Genomic DNA, 20,352 nt, shown 5'->3' with positions numbered 1-20,352 from the left:
ACGAAAATCTGTTTGTTTCATGGGACGAGATTACCACACCTTTTAAAATCAAAAAACATGCCGGACATCCTCTTAGCGCTTATAGTGTTGCCGATGAGTTCATCGATGTTGCAGGGTCCCTGTTGATACGCTGTTTTCCCAATAATTTGCTCAATAAAAGAATGGAGCAAGGTGTGTTCGGCAATAACTAGCTTCAGCTGGCAGGGCCTTTACCCCCAAGCCATCCCAATCCATTGGGATGGCTTTCTTTTTTTTGGCGATCCAGCTGTCCACGAAAGACTTTCCAAGACCCCCATTCCGAACACCATCATGCGACTTTGAAAAGCTGGTAATCTCCCCGGAATGCCCCGACCGCGGCGTTACAGCCCGCACTCCTTCATCCGGCGCCACAAGGTCGTTCGTGAGATGCCCAGAGCCTCGGCAGCCTGGGTCTTGTTGTATCTGTATTTTTGCAGCACGGCTTCCAGGCGGGTGCACGACGCCGTCTCACCCCTGCCTGCGGAAGGCGTTTCCTGTTCTTCCTCATCCAGGATATCCGCATCGAAGAGGATGTCCGAGGCCTGGATCACAGGCTGCCGGGCCAGAGCGATGGCCCTGTCCACCACATGGAGCAGCTCCCGGACATTGCCGGGCCAGTCATGCTGTTCCAGCTTTTCGATGGCCTCGTCCGAGATCGAGAGTTTTTTGTAGCCTTCCCCGCGCAGCCTGCGCAGATAGGCAAGGACGATGGGACCGATATCTTCCCTGCGGGCTTCGAGCGACGGGATCTTGAGCAGCAGGGTATTGATCCTGTAGAACAGGTCCTGCCGGAACTGCCCCTGCCTGGCCATGGCAAAAAGGTTCCTGTTCGTCGCACAGATGATGCGCACGTTCACCTGCACGAAACGGGTGCTCCCCAGACGGGTCACGACCTTGTTCTGCAGGACCCGCAACAGGCGGGCCTGCAAGCGCAAGGGCATCTCCCCTATCTCGTCAAGGAACAGGGTCCCCCCATGCGCCAGCTCCACCAGCCCCGTCTTGCCCCCGCGTCTGGCCCCGGTAAAAGCGCCTTCCTCATAGCCAAAGAGTTCGCTTTCCAGCAGGCTTTCGGGCACGGCCGCACAGTTGACGGAAACAAAGGCCGCCTCCTGCCGCCGGCTGTGCGCATGGATGGCCTGGGCGAACATCTCCTTGCCTGTGCCCGTGTCTCCGATCAGCAGCACGGGCCCGTCGCTGTCCGCAAAACGCTGCCCTATGAACTTCGCCTGACTGATGGCGGCACTGTCGCCGATAATGTCGTTGAACATGAAGTAACGGCGCTTCCCTTTCTGGTAGATGTTTTGCCGCACCTGCCGTTCATTCTTCTGGATATCGACGGTATTGTTCAGGCTTAGGACATAGCCGTCAAAATTCCCCTTGAGCTTGATATCGACGATGGTGAAGAGGAACTCACGCTTTATCATGTCTTTCAGGATAAAGGAGTCCGATGCACCTTTCCTTTCTCCCATGATGCGCGAGAAATCCGTCCTGGGGAATATCCTGCCCAGATCCATGCCGATGATCTGCTCCGATATGACGCCAAAGACCCCCTGGGCTTTGTCATTCGCGTAGCGTATCGTATAGTTTTTATCTACGACTATGATGATATTCGGATTGATATTCAAAACAGTATTTATGAAATCTCGTCTCTGTATATTCAGAGCATCCATTTCTATGATGTGTTTTGCCTCCAAAAACACCTTGTAGACAGCTTCCTGATTTTCAGAAAGCAGGGGAATGGCGTGGAAACCTTCCTCCCTTGCCTTGCTTATCAGGCCAAATCCCCCCACAAGCAGAGATATGTTTTCCTCCCGGACCTTCTTCAGGGCCGCTTCGATATTGTTCCTGTCCTCGACTTCCAGCCTGTAGCCCCGCAGACCGAGCAGCTGTGCTATCCGCATGAATTTGAGCCCCTGGCCGGGAAAGCAGAGATGGCCCACACGCATGTTGCTGTTCTGAAAAGGCAGGAGGGTCTCGAAAAAATTCTCGGCCGAGTATTCGATGGAAAGGATGGGGATGGAGGTGGAATTCCTGAGGATGTGGAGCGCATGCCCGCGTGTGGCCAGCAGCTTGATCTTTTCCGTATTGAGGATGTGCAGGGCGACCTCTACGTCATTGTCGAACTTCGATACCGCGATGCAGGTCCGCATGTTGAGCTGATGGGCCGTCTCCTCGGCATACTTGGCCAGCGTCTTGAACGGAGTGACGACACAAAAATCCGCAGGCTGCTCACCTACATGGATGATGGACTCACAAAATCCGGGGTGCATGGAGACTCCTTTTGTGAAAGGACGGCGGATCCCGCCTGCCCATCCGGCAGGATGGACACTGCGTTTCAAATGTTTCAAAAATAATATAAAATAATTTCAATAGATTGTCTAAGATTATCTGCAACATTATGTTTATTTTGTTATTTCTGTTTTAATAACATACTGATTTTAATAATCTTTTTAAAATGGCACGTTTATTGATGTTAGTGAAAAAAAGAGCGTTCTACCGAAAGAAAAAATAAAACCAATCTTGTCGGTATATTATAATGGAGGTCATCATGGTCCAAGGTAACTGGTGGAAGTGGGCTCTCAGCCTGGGCTTGCCCCTGATCGTATTCTTTACCGTCCCGGAAATGGAGATCGCCAGCCCGAAGACGCCGCTTTTCCTGGCGATCACCCTGTGGGCCGTCATCGCCTGGGCCGTGGAGATCCTGCCCTCCGCGATCGTCGCGGCCATCCTCACGTTCCTGTATGCGCTTTTTGTCACCAAGCCTGCCGTCGCCTTCTCCAGCTGGTGCACCTTCCTGCCGTGGATGTGCTTCTCCGCCCTCATCATCGCCCAGGTGCTCAACCGTACGGGCCTCGGCAAGCGCATCGCCCTGCACAGCATGATCCTGATGGGCTCCTCCTTCACCAAGACCATGATAGGTCTCATGGGGGCCGGCATCATCCTGACCCTGCTTGTCCCCTCCGGTCTGGCCCGCACGGTCATCTTCGTCGCCATCGCCCAGGGCCTGATCCAGGCCCTCAACGTGGACACCCGCTCCCGCATGTCCTCGGCCCTGATCATGGGCGGTTATCTGGCGGCCATCGCCCCCGGCCTGTTCTGCATCACCGGTACGGAGATGAACCTTCTTGCCCTTCAGGTCGTCACCAACACCACCGGTGTTCCCGTAGAGTATGTCGACTTCATCATCCAGATGGCGCCCTTCTCCATCTTCTACATGGCCTGTTCCATCATGATGGTCTTCATCATCCGCGGCAAGGAGCGGCTCCAGAACGAAGAATCCCTCAAGACCGTCCTTGAGGAACGCCTGAAGGAGATGGGGCCCGTCTCCGCTGATGAAATCAAGATCTTCCTGGTGCTGTCCATCGGCTTCATCGCCTTCGTGACCGAACAGTGGCACCATCTCCCCGGCGCGTTCGTCTTTGCCCTGGTGGGCATGGCCTGCTTCATGCCCGGCATGAACCTGGCTACCGAGCAGGATCTGCGCAAGGTCAACCTTTCGTTCCTCATCTTCCTGGCGGCCTGCATGTCCATCGGTGCCGTGGCGCAGGACCTGAACATCCCCAAGTGGATCTCGGCCCACATGTCTTCCCTGTTTGAAGGACGCGGCGCGGTCATGGCCATCAGCTTCTCCTATGTGCTGGGCGTGATCGTGAACTTCCTGATGACCCCCATGGCGGCCGTCGGGGCCCTGGGCAGCCCGCTGGCACAGCTGGCCGTCAGCCTGGGCATGGACCCCTATACCCTCGTTTACGCCCTGCTGTACGGTCTGGACCAGCTGCTCTTCCCCTATGAGATCGGCTACCTGCTGTACACCTTCATGAGCGGCGCCGTCACCCTGCGCCACATCATGGGCGCTTTCGCCATCCGAATGGTGGCCTTCGCGTTCTTCATCCCCCTGATACTCGTGCCCTACTGGAAGATGATCGGTTTCCTCAAGTAAAGAGAAATGGCCATGAACATCATCGATTGCAGATACAGACCCAATACGCCCGAATGGATGGCGACCTTTACCCGCAACCCGGTCTACGCGGAGTATGTCGAACTCACGCACTTCGACCGGAAGCCCACCCAGTCCCTTGCGGCCTGTGCGGCCCAGCTGGCCTCGCTTGGCATCAGCAAGGCCCTTGTCTCGGGCAGGGATATCGAAAGCACCTATGCCAGCCCTTCCTCCAATGGGCTTGTGGATGCCTGCGTAGCGGCCTTCCCCGACCTTTTCATCGGCATCTACGGCTATGATCCGCACAAGGGGATGCGGGCCTACAAGGCCATGCGGCAAGCTTTTGCCGAAGGGCGCAGCCTGGGGGCATCCATCGAACCGGCCATGGCCCATTGCGCTCTGGACGATGCCCGCTACTATCCGCTGTACGCCCTGTGCTGCGACCATGACCTGCCGCTCCTCGTCACCGCGGGCCTGTCGCCCCACATGCCCGGCGTCCTGCTGAGCCCCACATCGCCTGCGGCCCTGGACAAGGTCGCCACCGATTTCCCGGACCTGCGCATCCTGGTCAGCCACGGCGGCTATCCCTGGGCCGGCGAGACCATCGCCGTCTGCCTGCGGCACCGCAACATCTACCTGGACTTTTCCTCGTCCATCAACAAACCGGGTGGCGAGCTTTATGTCAAAGCCGCCAATGACTGCCTTGCCGACCGCTTCGTCTTTTCCAGCGCCAATCCTTTCGTGGATGTGGACAAGGCCCTGGAGCAGATCGGCCGCCTCGGGCTCTCGGACGAAGCCCGGGACAACATGCTCCACAAGAACGCCCTGCACCTCATCGGCCATTCCCTGCACAACGCCTAAGGAGCCTTGCCATGTCATCCCGTACCATCTATGCCCTCACCGCCGGCCAGAAGCCTGTCGTCATCCCCAACCATTTCTACATGCGTCCCGACATCAAGGAATCCCTGTGCACCCAGTTCTTCTTCTGGTGCATCCTGGACGAGAAGGAAGGCCCCATCCTGGTCGACCAGTCGTTCACCCAGCGATGCCTTGACGAGATGAAGATCCCCTATCAGGTCAAGGAAGGCCCCCTTGAGCTGCTCGACCGTATCAATGTCCGTCCCGAGGACGTGCGCCATGTCATCCTGTCGCACCTGCACTGGGACCACTACGCAGGCGACGAGTTCTATCCCAATGCCCGCTATCATGTGCACCAGAAGGAACTGGAATATGTGACCGGCCCCCTGATGCGCTTTACGACCTATGCGCAGCACTACAACTTCAAGGCCATCGAGCATCTGCTCCACCTGCATTTTTCCGGACGGGTCCATCTGGTCCACGATGAACGCGAGGAGATCTGCGAAGGCATCACCTGCCTGAGGACGGGCGGCCATACGCCCGGCCTGATGTCCGTGGCGGTGGAGACCGAAGGCGGGACGAAGATCATCTGCAGCGATGTCGTCCCGCGTTACCGGAACATCAGCGAGATGACCCCCTGCGGCATTCACTATGATGTCACCGAAGCCCTCCAGGCCCTCGAGACCGTCAGCCGGATGACCCGATCCGCGGACGACATCCTGCCCGGACACGACCCGGCCATCACGGAACGCCATCCCCAGGTGGCCCCCGGCGTCTACCGCATCATCTGACATCCAGGGCATGACCGGCCATACAGTCAAGGAACGAACATGACATATACGACATTGCTCCCGGCCCGCATGGGACGGCTGGAACTGCGCAACCGCATCGTCTTCCCCGCCATGGTGACGAACTACTGTTCCACCCGGGGCGAAGTGACCGACAGGCTGGTGGCCTACCACCAGGAAAGGGCCAAAGGCGGTGCCGGTCTCCTGATCACGGAAGCCACCTACATCAGCCCCGACGGCAAGAGCTTCCCGCATCAGCTCGGTATCGATGACGACGGCCTGCTGCCCGGCCTTAGGCGTCTGGTGGAATCCGTCCACGCGGCGGGGGCCCGCATCGCCGTCCAGCTGTGCCATGCCGGCAGACAGACCTCCCGGGCCGTGACCGGCCTGCCGCTCCTTTCGCCCTCGGTGACCCGTTTCGGCAATGACGAGACCAGCGCCATGCGGCAGGAAGATATCGACAGGGTCCTGCGTGACTATGCCGGCGCGGCCCTGCGGGCCCAGAAAGCGGGCTTCGACGCCGTGGAGCTGCATGCGGGCAACGGCTATTTGCCCCAGCAGTTCCTTTCGCCCTTCACCAATGCCCGGCAGGACGGCTACGGAGGCAGCCTGGAGAATCGCGTCCGCTTCACCGTGGAGGCCATCCGGGCCGTCAGGGCGGCTGTCGGACCGGACTTCCCCATCATCCTGCGCCTCGGTGTGGCGGAACCCGTCAGCGGAGGCCTGACGCTGGAAGACGGCGTGGCCGCAGCACGCATCCTGGCCCGGGAGGACATCGACGCCTTCGACGTGACGGCCGGCATGCGGGAAGGCGGCATGTGGGTGACGCCGCCCCTGGCCCTGCCCCGGGGCACGCATATCGAAAAGGCGGCAGCCGTACGGCAGGCCATCCAGGCCTCCAGGCCCGTCATCGGCATCGGCAGGATCACGTCCGCTTCCCTGGCCGACAGCTTCATCGCGGCCGGAAAGGTCGATTTCGTGGTCATGGGGCGCGCCCTGCTGGCCGATCCCGAACTGCCGCTCAAGACATTGCAGGGCAGGGAGGAAGACATCCGTCCCTGCATAGGCTGCAACGAAGGCTGCATCGGCCGCCTGTCCCGCGGGCTCGACATCTGCTGTGCCGTCAATCCCCGTGTGGGCAATGAATACCGCCCCCTGCCGCGCCGGGTCGCCAGCCCGCGGCATGTCCTCATCGTCGGTGCCGGTCCGGCCGGGCTCGTGGCTGCCTGTACGGCACTCCGGCGGGGCCACCGGGTCACGGTCCTGGAAAAAGAGGCCGCCTGCGGCGGCAAGATCCCTCTTGCGGCCCGGCCTCCGTTCAAGGAAGAGCTGGCAGGCTACGCCGTCTGGCTGGAACGGCAGGCCCGGGATCTGGGCGCCGACATCCGCTGCTCCACCAAGGCCACGCCCTCACTGGTGTCCGAACTGGCACCGGACGTCGTGCTGCTGGCTGTCGGCTCCGAGCCCGTCATCCCGCCCATCCCCGGGCTTGCACCGGAACGTTTCCTTCTTGCGGAACAGGTCCTGCAGCAGCAGGGGCCCGCCCCCGGACAGGACGTCCTCATCATCGGCGGCGGACTGGTCGGCTGCGAGACGGCGCTCTTCCTTGCCCGAAACGGCTGCCATCCTCTGGTGGCAGAGATGCGCGAGGATCTTTGCATGGACATCGAGCCCCGTTCCCGGGCCGTCATGCTCCTGCATCTGAAGGAATACGGCATCAGGACGCTGACCTCCTGCCGGGTCGACCGCATCGGGGAAGGGGAAGCCGTCCTGTGCAGGACGGGACATGCCGAAGAGCACCTGCCCTGTTCCCGCATCGTGCTGGCTACGGGCTACCGCCCCCGTACGGCGCTTGCCGAAGCCCTGCGCGGCATGGCCGTGCCTGTCCACAGCATCGGCGACTGTCACGGCGGGACGCGCATCTGTGATGCGGTCTGGCAGGCCACGGCCACAGCCGAAACCATCTAACCCATCGCCCGGGAAACACCGGGCCGGAAACGGTAATGAAACAGTTCGTCTGCAAACCGACCATCCACATGTTCCCCACCTGCAAGGACTTCCTGGCAGGCTTCGACATCGGCGAGGAAGACCTCGTCCTCAGCAACGCGTATATCTTCAAACCCTTTTTTGACGGTCTCGACTGCCGTGCCAAGGCGCTTTTTCTGGAAGATTACGGCCAGGGAGAGCCCAGCGACACCATGGTGGACGCGTTGCTGGCAGCGGCCTCCCGCTATGATTTCCGCCGCATCATCGCCATCGGCGGCGGTTCCGTCATCGACGTGGCCAAAGTCCTGGCGGTGGCTCCGGCCGGCAGTGATACCAGTGCCGTTTTTGACTGCAAGGAACTGAAGCAGGAAAAGGAACTCATCATCCTGCCCACCACCTGCGGCACGGGCAGCGAGGTCACCAATATCTCCATCATCAACCGCACCTGCCTCGGGATCAAGGTGGGTCTCGTCCACGACAGCCTGTACGCACGTCATGCCGTCCTGGTGCCCGAGCTGCTGGAGAAATTGCCCTATCCCGTCTTTGCCACCAGTTCGCTCGATGCCCTGGTCCATGCCGTGGAGTCCTACCTGTCCACCGCGGCAAGCCCCTTTACCCGCATGTTCTCCGCGGAAGCCATCCGGCTCATCCTGGCCGGCTACACGGACGTGGCCCTGCACGGCAGGGACAGCCTGCGTCCCCGCCTTGGCGACTTCCTGCTGGCGAGCACCTATGCCGGGCTTGCCTTTGGTACGGCAGGATGCGCCACCGTGCATGCCATGAGCTATCCGCTGGGCTCCACGTTCCATATCCCGCACGGGGAGTCCAACTACGCCGTCTTTGCCGGTGTGCTGCGGCATTACGAACAGCAGCAGGTCCCGGGCCTGGCAGACCTGCAGGAGCTCCTGGGCCGGGAACTGGGCTGCCCCGCCTCCGGCGCCATGGACAGCCTCGATGCCCTGCTGCAAAAGATCCTCCCGCTCAAGAGACTGTCCGCCTACGGCATGGAGCCTTCCCAGGCCCTGCCTTTCGCAGAGGCCGTCCTGCGGACCCAGCAACGCCTGCTGGCCCACAGCCCCAAGGAAATGACGGTAGCCGACATGAGCGGTATCTATACAGCCCTGCTGTAGCATCCATCTCCAGGCCGGAGGCATCCTTTCGTCCCTGATCCGTCATCCGGCCTGGCGTCCTCCTTCCGGTGGGGGGGCGGCCTGATCTCCCACCCCTACAGGTCGTCCCCCTCTTCAGGCAGCCTTTCCAGAAGCACGAGGCATGCCCCGGATACATCCCCTGCCCCACCGCGCCAACGGTGGGAGCAGGGGTGTGTTTCCATAACAGCCATGATTTCATGGATATTCGTGATGCCCTTGCGAATGCGGGCATGATGATTACTCTGTGGATATGCTGCAGACCAGCAGGCAGCTCCCGGCAGCCGTCCAGGGAAGGGGCGGTTGCTGTTTCCCGGACATGCCGCGTGCAAGGGGGCCATCGTGAAAACTTCGGATGTCGTCAAACGGTATGGTTGTCTTTCCGTCTCGCTGTTCTTCAACGCCCTGGGCATTGCCCTGATCACCCAGGCCCACCTGGGCACCACCCCCATCACGACCCTGCCTTATACCCTGGCCGCCATCTTTGGCCTGACCCTGGGCACCACGACCTTTGCCTGCAACCTGCTCTTCCTGCTGCTCCAGCGCATCCTGCTCCGGCGCAGGCTGGGCATCGCGGAGCTCTTGCAGATCCCGGCCGTGCTCATCTTCAGCGTGTTCATCGACTTCTGGATGCACCTCACCGGCGCGCTGGTCACGGACGTCTATGTCTGGCAGATCGTCATGTGCATCGTGGGCAGTGCCGTGCTGGGCGCGGGCATCAGTCTTGAGATCATGAGCAATGCCACGGTCATCCCCGGCGAAGGCCTGGTCATCGTCATCGCGGCACGTTCCCGCAAGAACTTCGGCAACATCAAGGTCCTGTTCGACTGCTCGCTGGTCCTGGCCTCGTGCCTTCTCGGGCTTGCCGTGCTGGGCAGCATCGTGGGCCTGCGCGAAGGCACCGTGCTCTCGGCCGTCCTGGTGGGCATGTTCGCCCGCCTGACCTCGCCCTGGACACGCAAGCTGAAGCCCCTGCTCTGGTCCCCGGAACAGCGCCGGCTCCTGCGTCAAATCAAGGCCGAGATGCCGCCCCGGCAAAAGTAAGCCTCTTGCCGAAAGTCTGCCGCCCCTGTCTGCCGACGCCGGCAGCACGGGACAGGCCTTCCAGCAGCCACGACCACGACAGGCACGGCCACCTTTTCTGCGATACCTTTCCGGCATCACGTGCCGTCTCTGGGCCTGTACGGACTGGCCACGTATAGATAGAGAGACAGGGACGTGCCTGTGGCGCGGAGAAGCCCCCAAAGCGAACCAGTCCCGCGTGACCGCGCAAACATCTCCCTGCTCGCGTTCCGTACCAGGTGCGTGCCCTCCATCCTTCCCGCAGGGCATGCCAAAGACCACCCAGGCCCGCGCCTGCAACAGACCTCCCAGAGCCACCAGTTACCGGGGCAGCTCCAAACGCACCGTCACCGCGAACCAGGACACTTTTCCCCAGTCTTCCCGCTGTGGTGCGAACGTCCCCTGCTGCGGGACCTCTCCCATGCTTACCGTGCAGGACGGCCCCTTCTTTGGAGCGCTGTCCGCAAGGGCCGCCCTCTCCTCAGCTGCGGCACCCGGTACAGCGGCCGGGCTTCCCTCCGCGACGCTTCCGGCAGCTCCGGCCATCCCGTCATCCTGTGCCGCAGGGACAGAGCGCCCGGCAGACGGGAGCGTGCCGGCCTCGCTGCCGGTGGTGCCATCCCCGGAAAGACCGTCCCGCAGCCCCTGGACCGAAAAAAACGTGCCCGCCATTTGTCCGCCGGGCCTGCCCTCCCCTGTGCTTTGCCGCAGGACGAACCGACCTTCCCCGCCTTCCGGCAGCTGCCAGATGCCCATCTGGCGTTCCAGAGCGGCCATGCCGGTGCGCTCCCGCAAGGCCGTCTCCACGGCAGCGGCCTGCGGCCCCGGCACACGATAGCGGGCCGTGAGGGTCCGGCGTCCTGTACGCGGTTCCGTAGCAGGACGGCAAAAAAGATATTCCAGCCCTTCCGGCCTGAGGCCCGCCTCTTCCAGAAAATCGGCACAGCGGTAGCCCGGCGCCGCTTCCGCCGTCGGGCCGGACAGCCCCGGCAGGAGCAGGACCGGCCCGCCGTCGGCCGCCCGCGCGGGCACGACCAGATACAGGCCCAGCAGCAGGGCCATCATCACGCGCATGATGCGTCTCCTTCCTTCTTATTTGCCGGCGTCCCGCCTTTCGGGGACGCGGCCGTGTCTACCACGGCCAGAGTACGTTCCTTGTCTTGTGCCGCACTGTACGCAGGCCATCCGGCATGTCCCGCCCTGCAACACAGAGCTTCCTCCGCAAGGCCGCAGCGCCCCTCCGGCCTTGCGGACAAACCGGCAGCAGGGAAGACGGGCCCTCCGCAGACGACAGGACATCACGGGTGCCGAAGGCAGCAGCACAGGCCCCATCCGCCAGGGATGACCGGCAGGACGAAAAAAGGGGAAGGACGCAGGATGCTTCCTTCCCCCAATACAAGTCAGGCTTATGCCGCGAGCGGGCCGTTACGCACGGCCTTCCCAGGCCTGGACGGTGTTCTTCAACAGCATGGCGATGGTCATGGGGCCCACGCCGCCGGGCACGGGCGTGATGGCCGCGGCCTTCTTGCTCACGGATTCGAAGTCCGCGTCGCCGCACAGGCCGTCGTCCGTACGGTTGATGCCCACATCGATGATCACCGCGCCTTCGCGGACCATGTCGCCCGTGATCATGCGCGGGCGGCCGATGGCCAGGAAGAGGAAATCCGCGCTGCGGCATTCCGCCGCCAGATCGGGCGTGCGGGAGTGGCACAGGGTCACCGTGGCATCGCCGAATTCGCCGGGACGGGCCAGCAGCAGGGCCAGGGGCTTGCCCACGATGTCCGAACGGCCCAGCACCACGGCCTTCTTGCCGCAGGTGGGCAGGTTGTAGCGGCGCAGCAGCTCGATGACGCCCGCCGGCGTGCACGAGACCATGCCGGGCAGGTTGAGGGAAAGGCGCCCCACGTTCTCGGGATGGAAGCCGTCCACGTCCTTGGCCGGGTCGATGGCCAGCAGGCAGGCGGAGGCGGAAAGATGTTTGGGCAGGGGCAGCTGCAGAAGGATGCCGTCCACGTCGTCACGGCCGTTGAGCTCGGCGATGAGGGCCAGCAGGGCCTCCTGCGTGGTATCGGCAGGCAGACGGTAGGGGAAGGAAAGGATGCCCGCCTCGGCGCAGGCACGTTCCTTGTTGCGCACGTAGACCTGCGATGCGGGATCTTCTCCCACCAGGATCACGGCCAGGCCGGGAGCGCGGCGGCCGGCCGACACAGCGGCCTCCACCTGGGCCTTGAGTTCCGCGCGGATGTCGCGGGCAGTCTGCTTTCCATCAATAAGGATCATGGCGACCTCGTGGCTGACGTTGGCGCCGGGGCCGGCGCGTGGAAGGGGCGGAGTATACTCCGGGAGCGCGGCAAGCTCAAGTCCGCGATATCCCTGACCCATAGGCCCCGAAGCGTCTTGCGCTCCGAGCATGATGCGTTGTACATTCATACTTTGAACGGCCCTTCCCGTCCCCGGGAAGTCCCTGCCGTGATGCCATGTCTCCGATGCAACGGCATGATGTGAGAACGTACCATGCTCCGAACTTTGCTGCTTTTCCTGCTTTGCCTGCTCCTGCCCGTTCCCCTGGGAGCTCTCGCCGCCGCCTCCTCCGGGAAAACCCCGGTCCAGGCGGAAACGAGCCTGCCCCTGAACAGGACGACTTTCCATTTTTTCTCTCCCGAAGACATCGCCGCCAATTATAAAGCATCCAAGATCATCCGTGTGGGCTATTTTGACCAGCACGGCGTTTTCGAAGGTGAAGGGGAACACCTTTCCGGCTATGCCGTGGCCCTGCTCACGGCCATCTCGCGCTATACGGGATGGGAATACAAGTGGGTCAAGATCCGCTTCGACGAGCTGGCCCAGCGCCTGGACGACGGCACCATCGACCTTTCCTGCGGCATCAGCTTCACGCCCGAGCGTTCCCGGCTCTACAGCTTTTCCAAACTGCGTGCCGGATACGAGAACACCTGTCTGCATGTCTCCAGCATGAGCGACATATATTACATGGATCTCGATGCGTTCAACGGCATGCGCATCGGCTTTTTCAACGATTCCCAGCAATATGTCGTGATGACGCGTTTCGCGGCACAGAACGGCTTTTCGTTCACCCCCGTTTTTTTTGAGGAAAGTTACGAGATGGCCCAGGCCCTGGCCGAAGGCCGCATCGACGGCTATGTGGACGGTGTGCTGCGCGGCAATGGTACCAAGGTGGTGGCCACCATCTCCACGGATCCTTTCTTCTTCGTCACCCGCAAGGACGATATGGAGGTCATGGCTCCCCTCAACGAGGCCATGCTCCAGATCCTCCTGAATCATCCCAGCTATCTGGCCCGCCTGTACGACAGTTATCTCAACATCTCCTCGGACATGCCCGTGGTCTTCACCCGGTCCGAATGCCGGTGGCTGGCCACCAAGCCCGCCATCCGCGTGGCCTACAGCCGCGAACAGGACATGATGGACCCCGAATTCGGGGGCAATTTCCTCTATGCCTTCCTGAAGATGCTGGAACGCCAGAGCGGCATCCGTTTCGAATTCCTTCCCCAGCCTTCCTATGACGCCTGTCTCAAGGCGCTGGCCGACGGTACGGCGGACATCATGCCCGACGTCTATCCCCAGCTTTCCTTCCTGCGCAGCCAGAACATCTTTTCGGGCAGGCCCTTCTATAACGCGCCCATCACGGTGGTGGGCCGGCTCCATGACAAAAATATCCCCGGCCAGTCCTGCACGGTGGGCTTCACCCGCGAGATGCGCAGCGTGATGCTGGCCTACCAGAGCGCCTACCCCGAGGACACCCCCAAGATCTTCCCCAATATCGACGCCTGCCGCAAAGCTTTTGAGAAAGGGGAAGTGGACGTTTACCTCTGGCCCTACCCTGCGGCCTCCCTCCAGGACGATCCGCCCAAGGACGAGCTGCTGCTCCCCACCCGGGCCATGTATCCCATGGCGCTGGGCATCTCGCCCCATGCCTCGCCCTTCGTGACTTCCGTGCTGGACAAGGTCATCACCTCCACCACCACGGCCACCATCGACGCCCTGCTCCTTTCCGCCGCGCCGGATTCCCTGCTGGACGTCATTCGCCGTTTCCTGCGCCGGAACCTGGTGGAGACGCTCTGCGGCCTGGGCCTGCTGCTGGGCCTGATCATGCTCCTCGTCATGCGCCACAACAGGCGGCGTCTGGCCGATCTCCGCGCGGCGGCGCTCACCGATCCCGTGACGCAGGGCCCCAACCGGGCCAGGTTCCTTATAGATGCGGCCAAGATCCTGCAAAAGGACCCGCGGCGTTACTATCTGTCCACCATCAACATCCGCAAGCTCAAGCTCATCAACCGGGCCTGCGGCCTGCGCACCGGGGACAGCCTGATCCGCTTCTGCAACCGCGAGTTCGCCCTGCGCAGCCGCCAGGGGGAACTGGCCGCCTACAGCGGCTCGGGACAATATCTCCTGCTCTGGAGATGCCCTGACGAGACCACCTTCACCCAGCGCATGGAAGAGCTGTTCAGCGTCGCGGACATGGCCCGCAAGCTGTACCAGCGCCCGGTGAGCTTCTCCTGTGGCGTGTACGTCATCCGCAACGACGCCGACATGGAAGAACACGAACCGCAGCCCACGTCGGGGGCGGGAAAAAACATCAACGAATCCGAGCGCTTCGTCTCCCGTTATCTGCTCTATGCCGAAACGGCGGAAGCCAGTATCGCTTCCGGCGGCTACCGCTCGCAGTTCCTGATCTACAACGAGCTCATCGGGGCCCGGCAGCTCAAGGCCAACGACATCGAAAACCGCATGGTCAACGCCCTGGAACACGGGGAGTTCACCGTCTTCATGCAGCCCCAGGTCTGCCTTGCGGACAGGAAACTGCTCGGGGCCGAGGCCCTCATCCGCTGGCAGGGCCCGGACGGGAAGATGGTCTATCCCGACGAATTCATCCCCCTGTTCGAGCAGAACGGCTTCATCCGCGAACTGGACCTCTTTGTCCTGGATACGGTCTGCGCCTGGATACGCCGCCACCTGGACGAAGGCAAAAAGGTGCCCCCCATCAGCATCAACCAGTCCAAGGCCCTGTTCTTCCACGACAACTATGTCGAGACCGTCCTCGGCATCGCGGCCCGCCACGATGTTCCCGCCCACCTGCTGCATGTGGAGGTCACGGAAAGCATGGCCTGGCTGGATGAAGAAGCCTTCATCCGCACCCTTGATGCCTTGCGCCGTGCGGGCATCGGCCTGAGCCTCGACGACTTCGGCAAGGGCTATTCCTCCATGGCCATGCTGCATTCCTTCGGCTTCGACACCATCAAGCTGGACCGGGCCTTCCTAGCCCCCGGGCAGGAAAAGCAGCGCTCGGTCTGGATCATCATTTCCTCGCTCGTGGACATGGCCCGCCGCCTCGGCATCGAGATCCTCTGCGAGGGCGTGGAGACCGAAGACCAGCTGCAAAAGCTCCTTGCCTCGCACTGCAAGTACGGACAGGGCTATCTCTTCTCCCCGCCCATGGATCTGGAGACCTTCGACGCCTACGTGGATGCCCACGAGCTGGAGCGGAAATAGCCACATGCTCCGGAGGCCTCTTCTCCGACGGAGAAGGGCTCCGTCTGACGCCCCTCCCCCAAAAAGTAAAGCGCCGCCTTCTCTTGATGAAGGCGGCGCTTTTGTCCGACAAGCTCTCCCTGCCGCATAAAAAAGGGGGCCTTGCGGCCCCCTCGGGAATACGGATGACGGCAGGCCGTGCCTGCGTCCGCCGGATTAGTCTTCGCTCTCGTCCAGGGCGTAGTATTCCGCCAGCATGGGACCGAAGAATTCGGCGCCGTCGCCCAGTTCTTCTTCGATGCGCAGCAGCTGGTTGTACTTGGCCATGCGCTCGGAGCGGCACAGGGAGCCGGTCTTGATCTGGCCGGCGTTGACGCCCACGGCCAGGTCGGCGATGAAGCTGTCTTCGGTCTCGCCGGAACGGTGGGAGACCACCGTGGTGTAGGCGGCTTCCTTGGCCATCTCGATGGTGTCCAGGGTCTCGGTCACGGTGCCGATCTGGTTCAGCTTGATGAGGATGGAGTTGGCCACGCCTTCGGCGATGCCTTCAGCCAGGATGGAGGGGTTGGTCACGAACACGTCGTCGCCCACCAGCTGGGTGCGTTCGCCCAGGCTGGCGGTCAGCATGCCCCAACCGTCCCAGTCGCTTTCGGCCATGCCGTCTTCGATGGAGATCAGGGGGTACTTGCTGGTGAACTCGGCCAGCCACTGGGCCATTTCGGCATTGTTGAAGGTCTTGTTCTCACCCTTCAGCACGTACTTGCCGTCCTGATAGAATTCGGAAGCGGCGGCATCGATGGCCAGGGCCACTTCGCTGCCGGGGATGTAGCCGGCTTCTTCGATGGCCTTGACGATGTAGCTGAAAGCTTCGTCGTGGTTCTTCAGGTTGGGGGCAAAGCCGCCTTCGTCGCCCACGCTGGTCACGTGGCCGTCCTTTTCCAGCAGCTTTTTCAGCACGTGGAAGATCTCGGAACCCATGCGCAGGGCATCACGGAAGCTCTGGGCGCGCAGGGGCATGATCATGAATTCCTGGATGTCCAGGTTGTTGGGGGCGTGGGCGCCGCCGTTGATGATGTTCATCATGGGCGCGGGCAGCACCTTGGCGTTGACGCCGCCCAGGTACTTGTACAGGGGCAGGCCCAGGTATTCGCTGGCGGCACGGGCGCAGGCCATGGACACGCCCAGCATGGCGTTGGCGCCCAGACGGCTCTTGTTGTCGGTGCCGTCCAGGTCGATGAGGGTGTTGTCCAGCTGCACCTGCTGCAGGGCGTCCAGGCCCAGCAGGGCGTCAGCGATCTCGCTGTTGACGTTCTCCACGGCCTTGGTCACGCCCTTGCCGCCGTAACGCTTGCCGCCGTCACGCAGTTCCAGGGCCTCACGGCTGCCGGTGGAGGCGCCGGAAGGCACGGCCGCGCGGCCGCTGTGCCCGGACTCCAGAGAAACTTCCACTTCCACGGTCGGATTGCCGCGCGAATCCAGGATCTCGCGGGCATACACAGACGCAATGCTGCTGCTCATAATCGCTCCTTTGAAGGTTGATTCTTCCGCCGCGCGAAAGAGTCGTTTTCTCCGCTGCGCCCCCACGGGCGGTGGCGGGGCCATTGTCCGGCGGCAGGGAAGCCTTGCCGCAAAAATCTTTCTTCCCCAGAAGGGGGCGTCCGGGCCCTGCGCGCGACGGCAGGCCCGGGCCCACTGCCGCACGGAGCGGCACGGCCGCTACGGCCCTCAATAGGGGTGACGTTCGTAATACAGGCGGCGCAGGCCCTCCAGCAAGAGCGAGGGCAGCACGGCATCGAAGACGTCGGGGCTGATGCGCGCGATGGACGGGGCAAAGCCGCCCGTGGCCAGCACCAGACAGTCACCGGGCAGGCCCTTTTTCAGGCGCTGCGTCAGGCCTTCCACCATGCAGGCGAAGCCGAAGACCAGACCGTGCTGGATACTCACCGACGTGCTGCGGCCGGGCGCGGGCTCCAGGGCGTCCACGTCCAGGTTGACGCGGGGCAGCTGGGCCGTTTCGCGCGCCAGGGCCGAGATGGCCGTGCGCGGGCCGGGAAAGATCAGGCCGCCGAGGTAGGCATTGCCGCTGATGCAGTCAAAGGTGACGGCCGTGCCGAAGTCCACCACGATGAGGGATTCCGGGCCGGGATGCAGACGGCGCGCCTCATAGGCGCCCACCAGGCGGTCGGCGCCCACTTCCTGCGGGCGCTCGTAATGGTTCTGCAGGGGGATGGGCATGTCCTGCGGCACCATCCACAGGGGGCAGCCCAGATAGCGCTGGACGGCTTCACGCAACAGGGGATCGAAACCCGGCACCACCGACGAGGCCACACAGGCCGTGAAACGGGGCTCGGCACCGGCGTGGCGCAGCAGCTCCAGCAGGGTCAGGCCCAGACTGTCCGAGGTCTGGGCGGGGTCCGTGCGCAGATTGTAGGAGGTCATCACCCCCCGGGAGTCGGCCAGACCGACCTTGATGCAGGTATTGCCGATGTCGAAAAGAAGAAGCTCTGGCTGCATGTCATACTCCTTGGGGAACAGATGCCCCGCGCACAGGAATCCGCAGGCAGAAAGTATGCCAGAAAGCCCGCCCGTTCGCAAGGAAGGGCACGGCCCGTTGCCTGCCTGTCTGCGGGGCGGCCTGCCCCACATGGTATCTCCCCGATGGCCTGGCGCTCCCGGTCTGTTCGCCTTCCCCTTCCCGGAGACCGCGGTCACAGCACCATAGTTCCCAGCCCCTCAAAAAAACGTTCCTGTCCCCTACCCGCCGAACCACTCCGGCCGGGCCTCCGCGGCATCGGCGCGGCAACCCTGCCAGAGGCCGCGGGCGGCCAGGGCACGGCGCAGGTCGGTGATGATGCCGCGTTTCTCCAGGGCCCAGGCAGGGGCCAGCAGCTCGCCCGGCGCGGGGTCGGCCTGGATGCGCTGCATGACCACGGTGGAGGGGATGCGCGGCAGGGCGGCGCACAGCATGTCCACATATTCGTCCCGGGCAAGGGGACGGTAGCCGCCCGCCCGCCACTGCCGGGCCAGTTCCGTGCCCTGCGGCACATAGACGTTGTGCAGCTTGAGGCCCTGCATGCCCAGCGAGACGGCCCAGTCCACACCGTCGAGGAAATCGTTCTCGTCCTCACCGGGCAGCCCGGCCATGAGGTGCCCGCAGACCAGCAGCCCGGCATCCAGCGCGGCGCGTACGGCCTCTTCGGCCTGACGCGCCGTGTGCCCGCGGTTGATGCGGCGCAGGGTGTCGTCCCGGCAGGTCTGGAGTCCCAGCTCCAGCCAGACCTCGTCCAGCCCGCAGCCGGCCAGCAGGGCCAGCTTTTCCCCGTCCAGGCAGTCCGGCCGCGTGCCTACGGCGATGCCCCGGCAGCCGGGCAGGGCCGCCACCTGTTCCAGCAGATGCGCCAGCCGTGAGGCCGGGCCGTAGGTATTGGAAAAGGATTGCAGATAGGCCATGAACAGGCGATCGCTGTCCGTGGTGGTGTACTTGGTGTACCAGGCGTCCCACTGGGCGCGCAGGTCGAGACCGCGCAGGCCCATGCCGGAACCGGAGCCGCTGTCGTTGCAGAAGATGCAGCCCCGCGCGGAGAGCGTGCCGTCCCGGTTGGGGCAGGTGGCGCCCGCATCCAGTGGAATTTTTTGCACCCGGACGCCGTATTTGCGCCGGAAATAGGTGGCCAGGGTATGCCAAAGCAGCATGATTCACGCCTTTTTAGCGGATTTTTCAGGGCCGCGGACAGGAGAAAAAATTTGTACTGTGTCCGCAACAGCTTGACTTCAAGCCCATTTTAGCCGAACAAGTTTTGTCTGCTGCCGTGCGCTTTTCGCCTTCAAGGCCATGGTTCCCGCGGGAACCGGCCCGGAGCCTTACGGCATCCCCCACAGGTTCCGCCCTCCCTTCTCCGCACGACCGGCAGCAACATACGCATACCAGTAGAACGAGGCAAGCTAGCGTAATGTCCAAAATTGTGGATTTCTTCTTGGGAATGTTCTCCAATGACCTGGCCATCGACCTGGGCACGGCCAACACCTGTGTCTATGTCAAGGGTCAGGGCATCGTCCTGCGTGAACCGTCCGTGGTGGCGGTCAAGAAAGATTCGCGCGGCAACACCGTGGTCCTGGCCGTGGGCGCCGACGCCAAGCGCATGCTGGGCAAGACCCCCGGCAACATCAAGGCCATCCGTCCCATGAAGGACGGCGTCATCGCTGACTTCGAGGTGACCGAGGCCATGCTGCGCCACTTCATCACCAAGGTGCACAATTCCCGTCATCTGGTTCGCCCCCGCATCATGGTCTGTGTGCCCACCGGCATCACGCAGGTGGAAAAGCGTGCGGTCAAGGAATCGGCCCAGTCCGCCGGTGCCCGTGAGGTCTACCTCATCGAGGAGCCCATGGCCGCCGCCATCGGCGCCGACCTGCCCATCCAGGAGCCTACCTCCAACATGGTGGTGGACATCGGCGGCGGTACCACGGAAGTGGCCGTCATCTCCCTGGCCGGCATCGTCTATGCCCGCTCCGTGCGCGTGGGCGGCGACAAGATGGACGAAGCCATCATGACGCATGTCAAACGCAAGTATAACATGCTCATCGGCGAAGCCTCGGCGGAAGAGATCAAGATCAAGATCGCCTCGGCCTATACCATGGATCCCGAACAGCAGATCGAGGTCAAGGGCCGCGACCTGGTGACGGGCATCCCGCAGAACATCATCATCACCTCCGAGGAAGTGCGCAAAGCCATCTCCGAACAGGTGGAAAGCATCGTGCAGGCCGTGCGCATCGCCCTGGAACAGACGCCCCCGGAACTGGCCGCCGACATCGTGGACCGCGGTATCGTGCTGACCGGCGGCGGCGCGCTGCTCAAGGGCCTCGACCAGCTGCTGCGCGAGCAGACCTCCCTGCCCATCACCGTGGTGGACGACCCCCTGTCCACCGTCGTCATGGGTACGGGCCGAGCCCTGGACAACATCCACGTGCTCAAAGACGTCTGCATCGACTAATCTTTGCAAGTGCAGGACGGCCCGTCGCCTTTTTCCGGCACGGCCGTCCTTTTTTTCCT

General features: G+C 62.6%; 15 protein-coding genes. 9 read left to right on the top strand and 6 right to left on the bottom strand.

Annotated elements, in window-relative coordinates; all coding sequences use genetic code 11:
• The coding region (locus HF854_RS12495) for a hypothetical protein (protein ID WP_205905997.1) at positions 1–191 on the top strand (191 nt) is incomplete at its 5' end.
• A 168-nt stretch (positions 192–359) separates the two neighbouring features.
• Here the strand turns inward: HF854_RS12495 and HF854_RS02255 are convergent.
• Entirely contained in the window at positions 360–2,288 is a 1,929-nt protein-coding gene (locus tag HF854_RS02255; protein WP_168934814.1) for a sigma-54 interaction domain-containing protein, read from the bottom strand.
• A 278-nt stretch (positions 2,289–2,566) separates the two neighbouring features.
• On the opposite strand from HF854_RS02255, the gene HF854_RS02250 reads away from it, so the two are divergent.
• From HF854_RS02250 to HF854_RS02225, 6 genes are all read left to right on the top strand, one after another.
• Positions 2,567–3,958 (top strand): SLC13 family permease, encoded by a 1,392-nt coding sequence (locus tag HF854_RS02250; RefSeq protein ID WP_240937630.1) that lies wholly within the window; start codon positions 2,567–2,569, stop codon positions 3,956–3,958.
• Between the two features lie 12 nt (positions 3,959–3,970).
• On the top strand, positions 3,971–4,816 hold the full coding sequence (locus tag HF854_RS02245) for an amidohydrolase family protein (protein ID WP_168934812.1): 846 nt from the start codon (positions 3,971–3,973) through the stop codon (positions 4,814–4,816).
• 11 nt (positions 4,817–4,827) lie between these two features.
• Entirely contained in the window at positions 4,828–5,604 is a 777-nt protein-coding gene (locus HF854_RS02240; RefSeq protein WP_168934811.1) for an N-acyl homoserine lactonase family protein, read from the top strand.
• Between the two features lie 39 nt (positions 5,605–5,643).
• Positions 5,644–7,569: an oxidoreductase gene (locus tag HF854_RS02235; RefSeq protein ID WP_168934810.1), complete on the top strand. Its 1,926-nt coding sequence runs from the start codon at positions 5,644–5,646 to the stop codon at positions 7,567–7,569.
• A 35-nt stretch (positions 7,570–7,604) separates the two neighbouring features.
• A complete protein-coding gene (locus HF854_RS02230; RefSeq protein ID WP_168934809.1) occupies positions 7,605–8,717 on the top strand; it encodes a 4-hydroxybutyrate dehydrogenase in 1,113 nt (370 codons plus the stop codon).
• Between the two features lie 360 nt (positions 8,718–9,077).
• Complete coding sequence (locus HF854_RS02225) at positions 9,078–9,779, top strand: YczE/YyaS/YitT family protein (protein WP_297159932.1); 702 nt, start codon at positions 9,078–9,080, stop codon at positions 9,777–9,779.
• Between the two features lie 339 nt (positions 9,780–10,118).
• On the opposite strand, the gene HF854_RS02220 is transcribed toward HF854_RS02225, so the two are convergent.
• A complete protein-coding gene (locus HF854_RS02220) occupies positions 10,119–10,871 on the bottom strand; it encodes a DUF4952 domain-containing protein (protein WP_168934808.1) in 753 nt (250 codons plus the stop codon).
• A 351-nt stretch (positions 10,872–11,222) separates the two neighbouring features.
• Entirely contained in the window at positions 11,223–12,077 is an 855-nt protein-coding gene (gene folD, locus HF854_RS02215; RefSeq protein ID WP_168934807.1) for a bifunctional methylenetetrahydrofolate dehydrogenase/methenyltetrahydrofolate cyclohydrolase FolD, read from the bottom strand.
• Positions 12,078–12,311: 234 nt separating this feature from the next.
• On the opposite strand from folD, the gene HF854_RS02210 reads away from it, so the two are divergent.
• Complete coding sequence (locus HF854_RS02210) at positions 12,312–15,323, top strand: EAL domain-containing protein (RefSeq protein WP_168934806.1); 3,012 nt, start codon at positions 12,312–12,314, stop codon at positions 15,321–15,323.
• A gap of 195 nt (positions 15,324–15,518) precedes the next feature.
• Here the strand turns inward: HF854_RS02210 and eno are convergent, their stop codons facing one another.
• The 3 genes from eno to mnmL all read right to left on the bottom strand — a co-directional run bounded on the left by eno (position 15,519) and on the right by mnmL (position 18,995).
• The gene (gene eno, locus HF854_RS02205) at positions 15,519–16,820 is read right to left on the bottom strand and encodes a phosphopyruvate hydratase (protein ID WP_006007454.1); all 1,302 of its coding nucleotides are present in this window, start codon (positions 16,818–16,820) and stop codon (positions 15,519–15,521) included.
• 207 nt (positions 16,821–17,027) lie between these two features.
• Positions 17,028–17,816, bottom strand: coding sequence for a type III pantothenate kinase (locus tag HF854_RS02200; protein WP_040369738.1), 789 nt, complete (start codon positions 17,814–17,816; stop codon positions 17,028–17,030).
• 240 nt (positions 17,817–18,056) lie between these two features.
• Entirely contained in the window at positions 18,057–18,995 is a 939-nt protein-coding gene (gene mnmL / locus HF854_RS02195; protein ID WP_168934805.1) for a tRNA modification radical SAM protein MnmL/YtqA, read from the bottom strand.
• A 257-nt stretch (positions 18,996–19,252) separates the two neighbouring features.
• Between mnmL and HF854_RS02190 the strand changes: the two genes are divergently transcribed.
• A complete protein-coding gene (locus HF854_RS02190) occupies positions 19,253–20,293 on the top strand; it encodes a rod shape-determining protein (RefSeq protein ID WP_168934804.1) in 1,041 nt (346 codons plus the stop codon).
• Positions 20,294–20,352 lie beyond the last annotated feature (59 nt).

The organism is Desulfovibrio piger (assembly GCF_012843875.1).
In the GTDB taxonomy this organism is placed as follows: Bacteria; Desulfobacterota; Desulfovibrionia; order Desulfovibrionales; family Desulfovibrionaceae; genus Desulfovibrio.
This window is presented reverse-complemented; position numbering and strand designations above follow the sequence as displayed.

What these genes read in the sequence shown, in the direction of transcription:
- HF854_RS02255 (WP_168934814.1), bottom strand. Translation starts at nt 2,288, where the DNA reads ATGCACCCCGGATTTTGTGAGTCCATCATCCATGTAGGTGAGCAGCCT.
- HF854_RS02250 (WP_240937630.1), top strand. Translation starts at nt 2,567, where the DNA reads ATGGTCCAAGGTAACTGGTGGAAGTGGGCTCTCAGCCTGGGCTTGCCC.
- HF854_RS02245 (WP_168934812.1), top strand. Translation starts at nt 3,971, where the DNA reads ATGAACATCATCGATTGCAGATACAGACCCAATACGCCCGAATGGATG.
- HF854_RS02240 (WP_168934811.1), top strand. Translation starts at nt 4,828, where the DNA reads ATGTCATCCCGTACCATCTATGCCCTCACCGCCGGCCAGAAGCCTGTC.
- HF854_RS02235 (WP_168934810.1), top strand. Translation starts at nt 5,644, where the DNA reads ATGACATATACGACATTGCTCCCGGCCCGCATGGGACGGCTGGAACTG.
- HF854_RS02230 (WP_168934809.1), top strand. Translation starts at nt 7,605, where the DNA reads ATGAAACAGTTCGTCTGCAAACCGACCATCCACATGTTCCCCACCTGC.
- HF854_RS02220 (WP_168934808.1), bottom strand. Translation starts at nt 10,871, where the DNA reads ATGCGCGTGATGATGGCCCTGCTGCTGGGCCTGTATCTGGTCGTGCCC.
- folD (WP_168934807.1), bottom strand. Translation starts at nt 12,077, where the DNA reads ATGATCCTTATTGATGGAAAGCAGACTGCCCGCGACATCCGCGCGGAA.
- HF854_RS02210 (WP_168934806.1), top strand. Translation starts at nt 12,312, where the DNA reads ATGCTCCGAACTTTGCTGCTTTTCCTGCTTTGCCTGCTCCTGCCCGTT.
- eno (WP_006007454.1), bottom strand. Translation starts at nt 16,820, where the DNA reads ATGAGCAGCAGCATTGCGTCTGTGTATGCCCGCGAGATCCTGGATTCG.
- HF854_RS02200 (WP_040369738.1), bottom strand. Translation starts at nt 17,816, where the DNA reads ATGCAGCCAGAGCTTCTTCTTTTCGACATCGGCAATACCTGCATCAAG.
- mnmL (WP_168934805.1), bottom strand. Translation starts at nt 18,995, where the DNA reads ATGCTGCTTTGGCATACCCTGGCCACCTATTTCCGGCGCAAATACGGC.
- HF854_RS02190 (WP_168934804.1), top strand. Translation starts at nt 19,253, where the DNA reads ATGTCCAAAATTGTGGATTTCTTCTTGGGAATGTTCTCCAATGACCTG.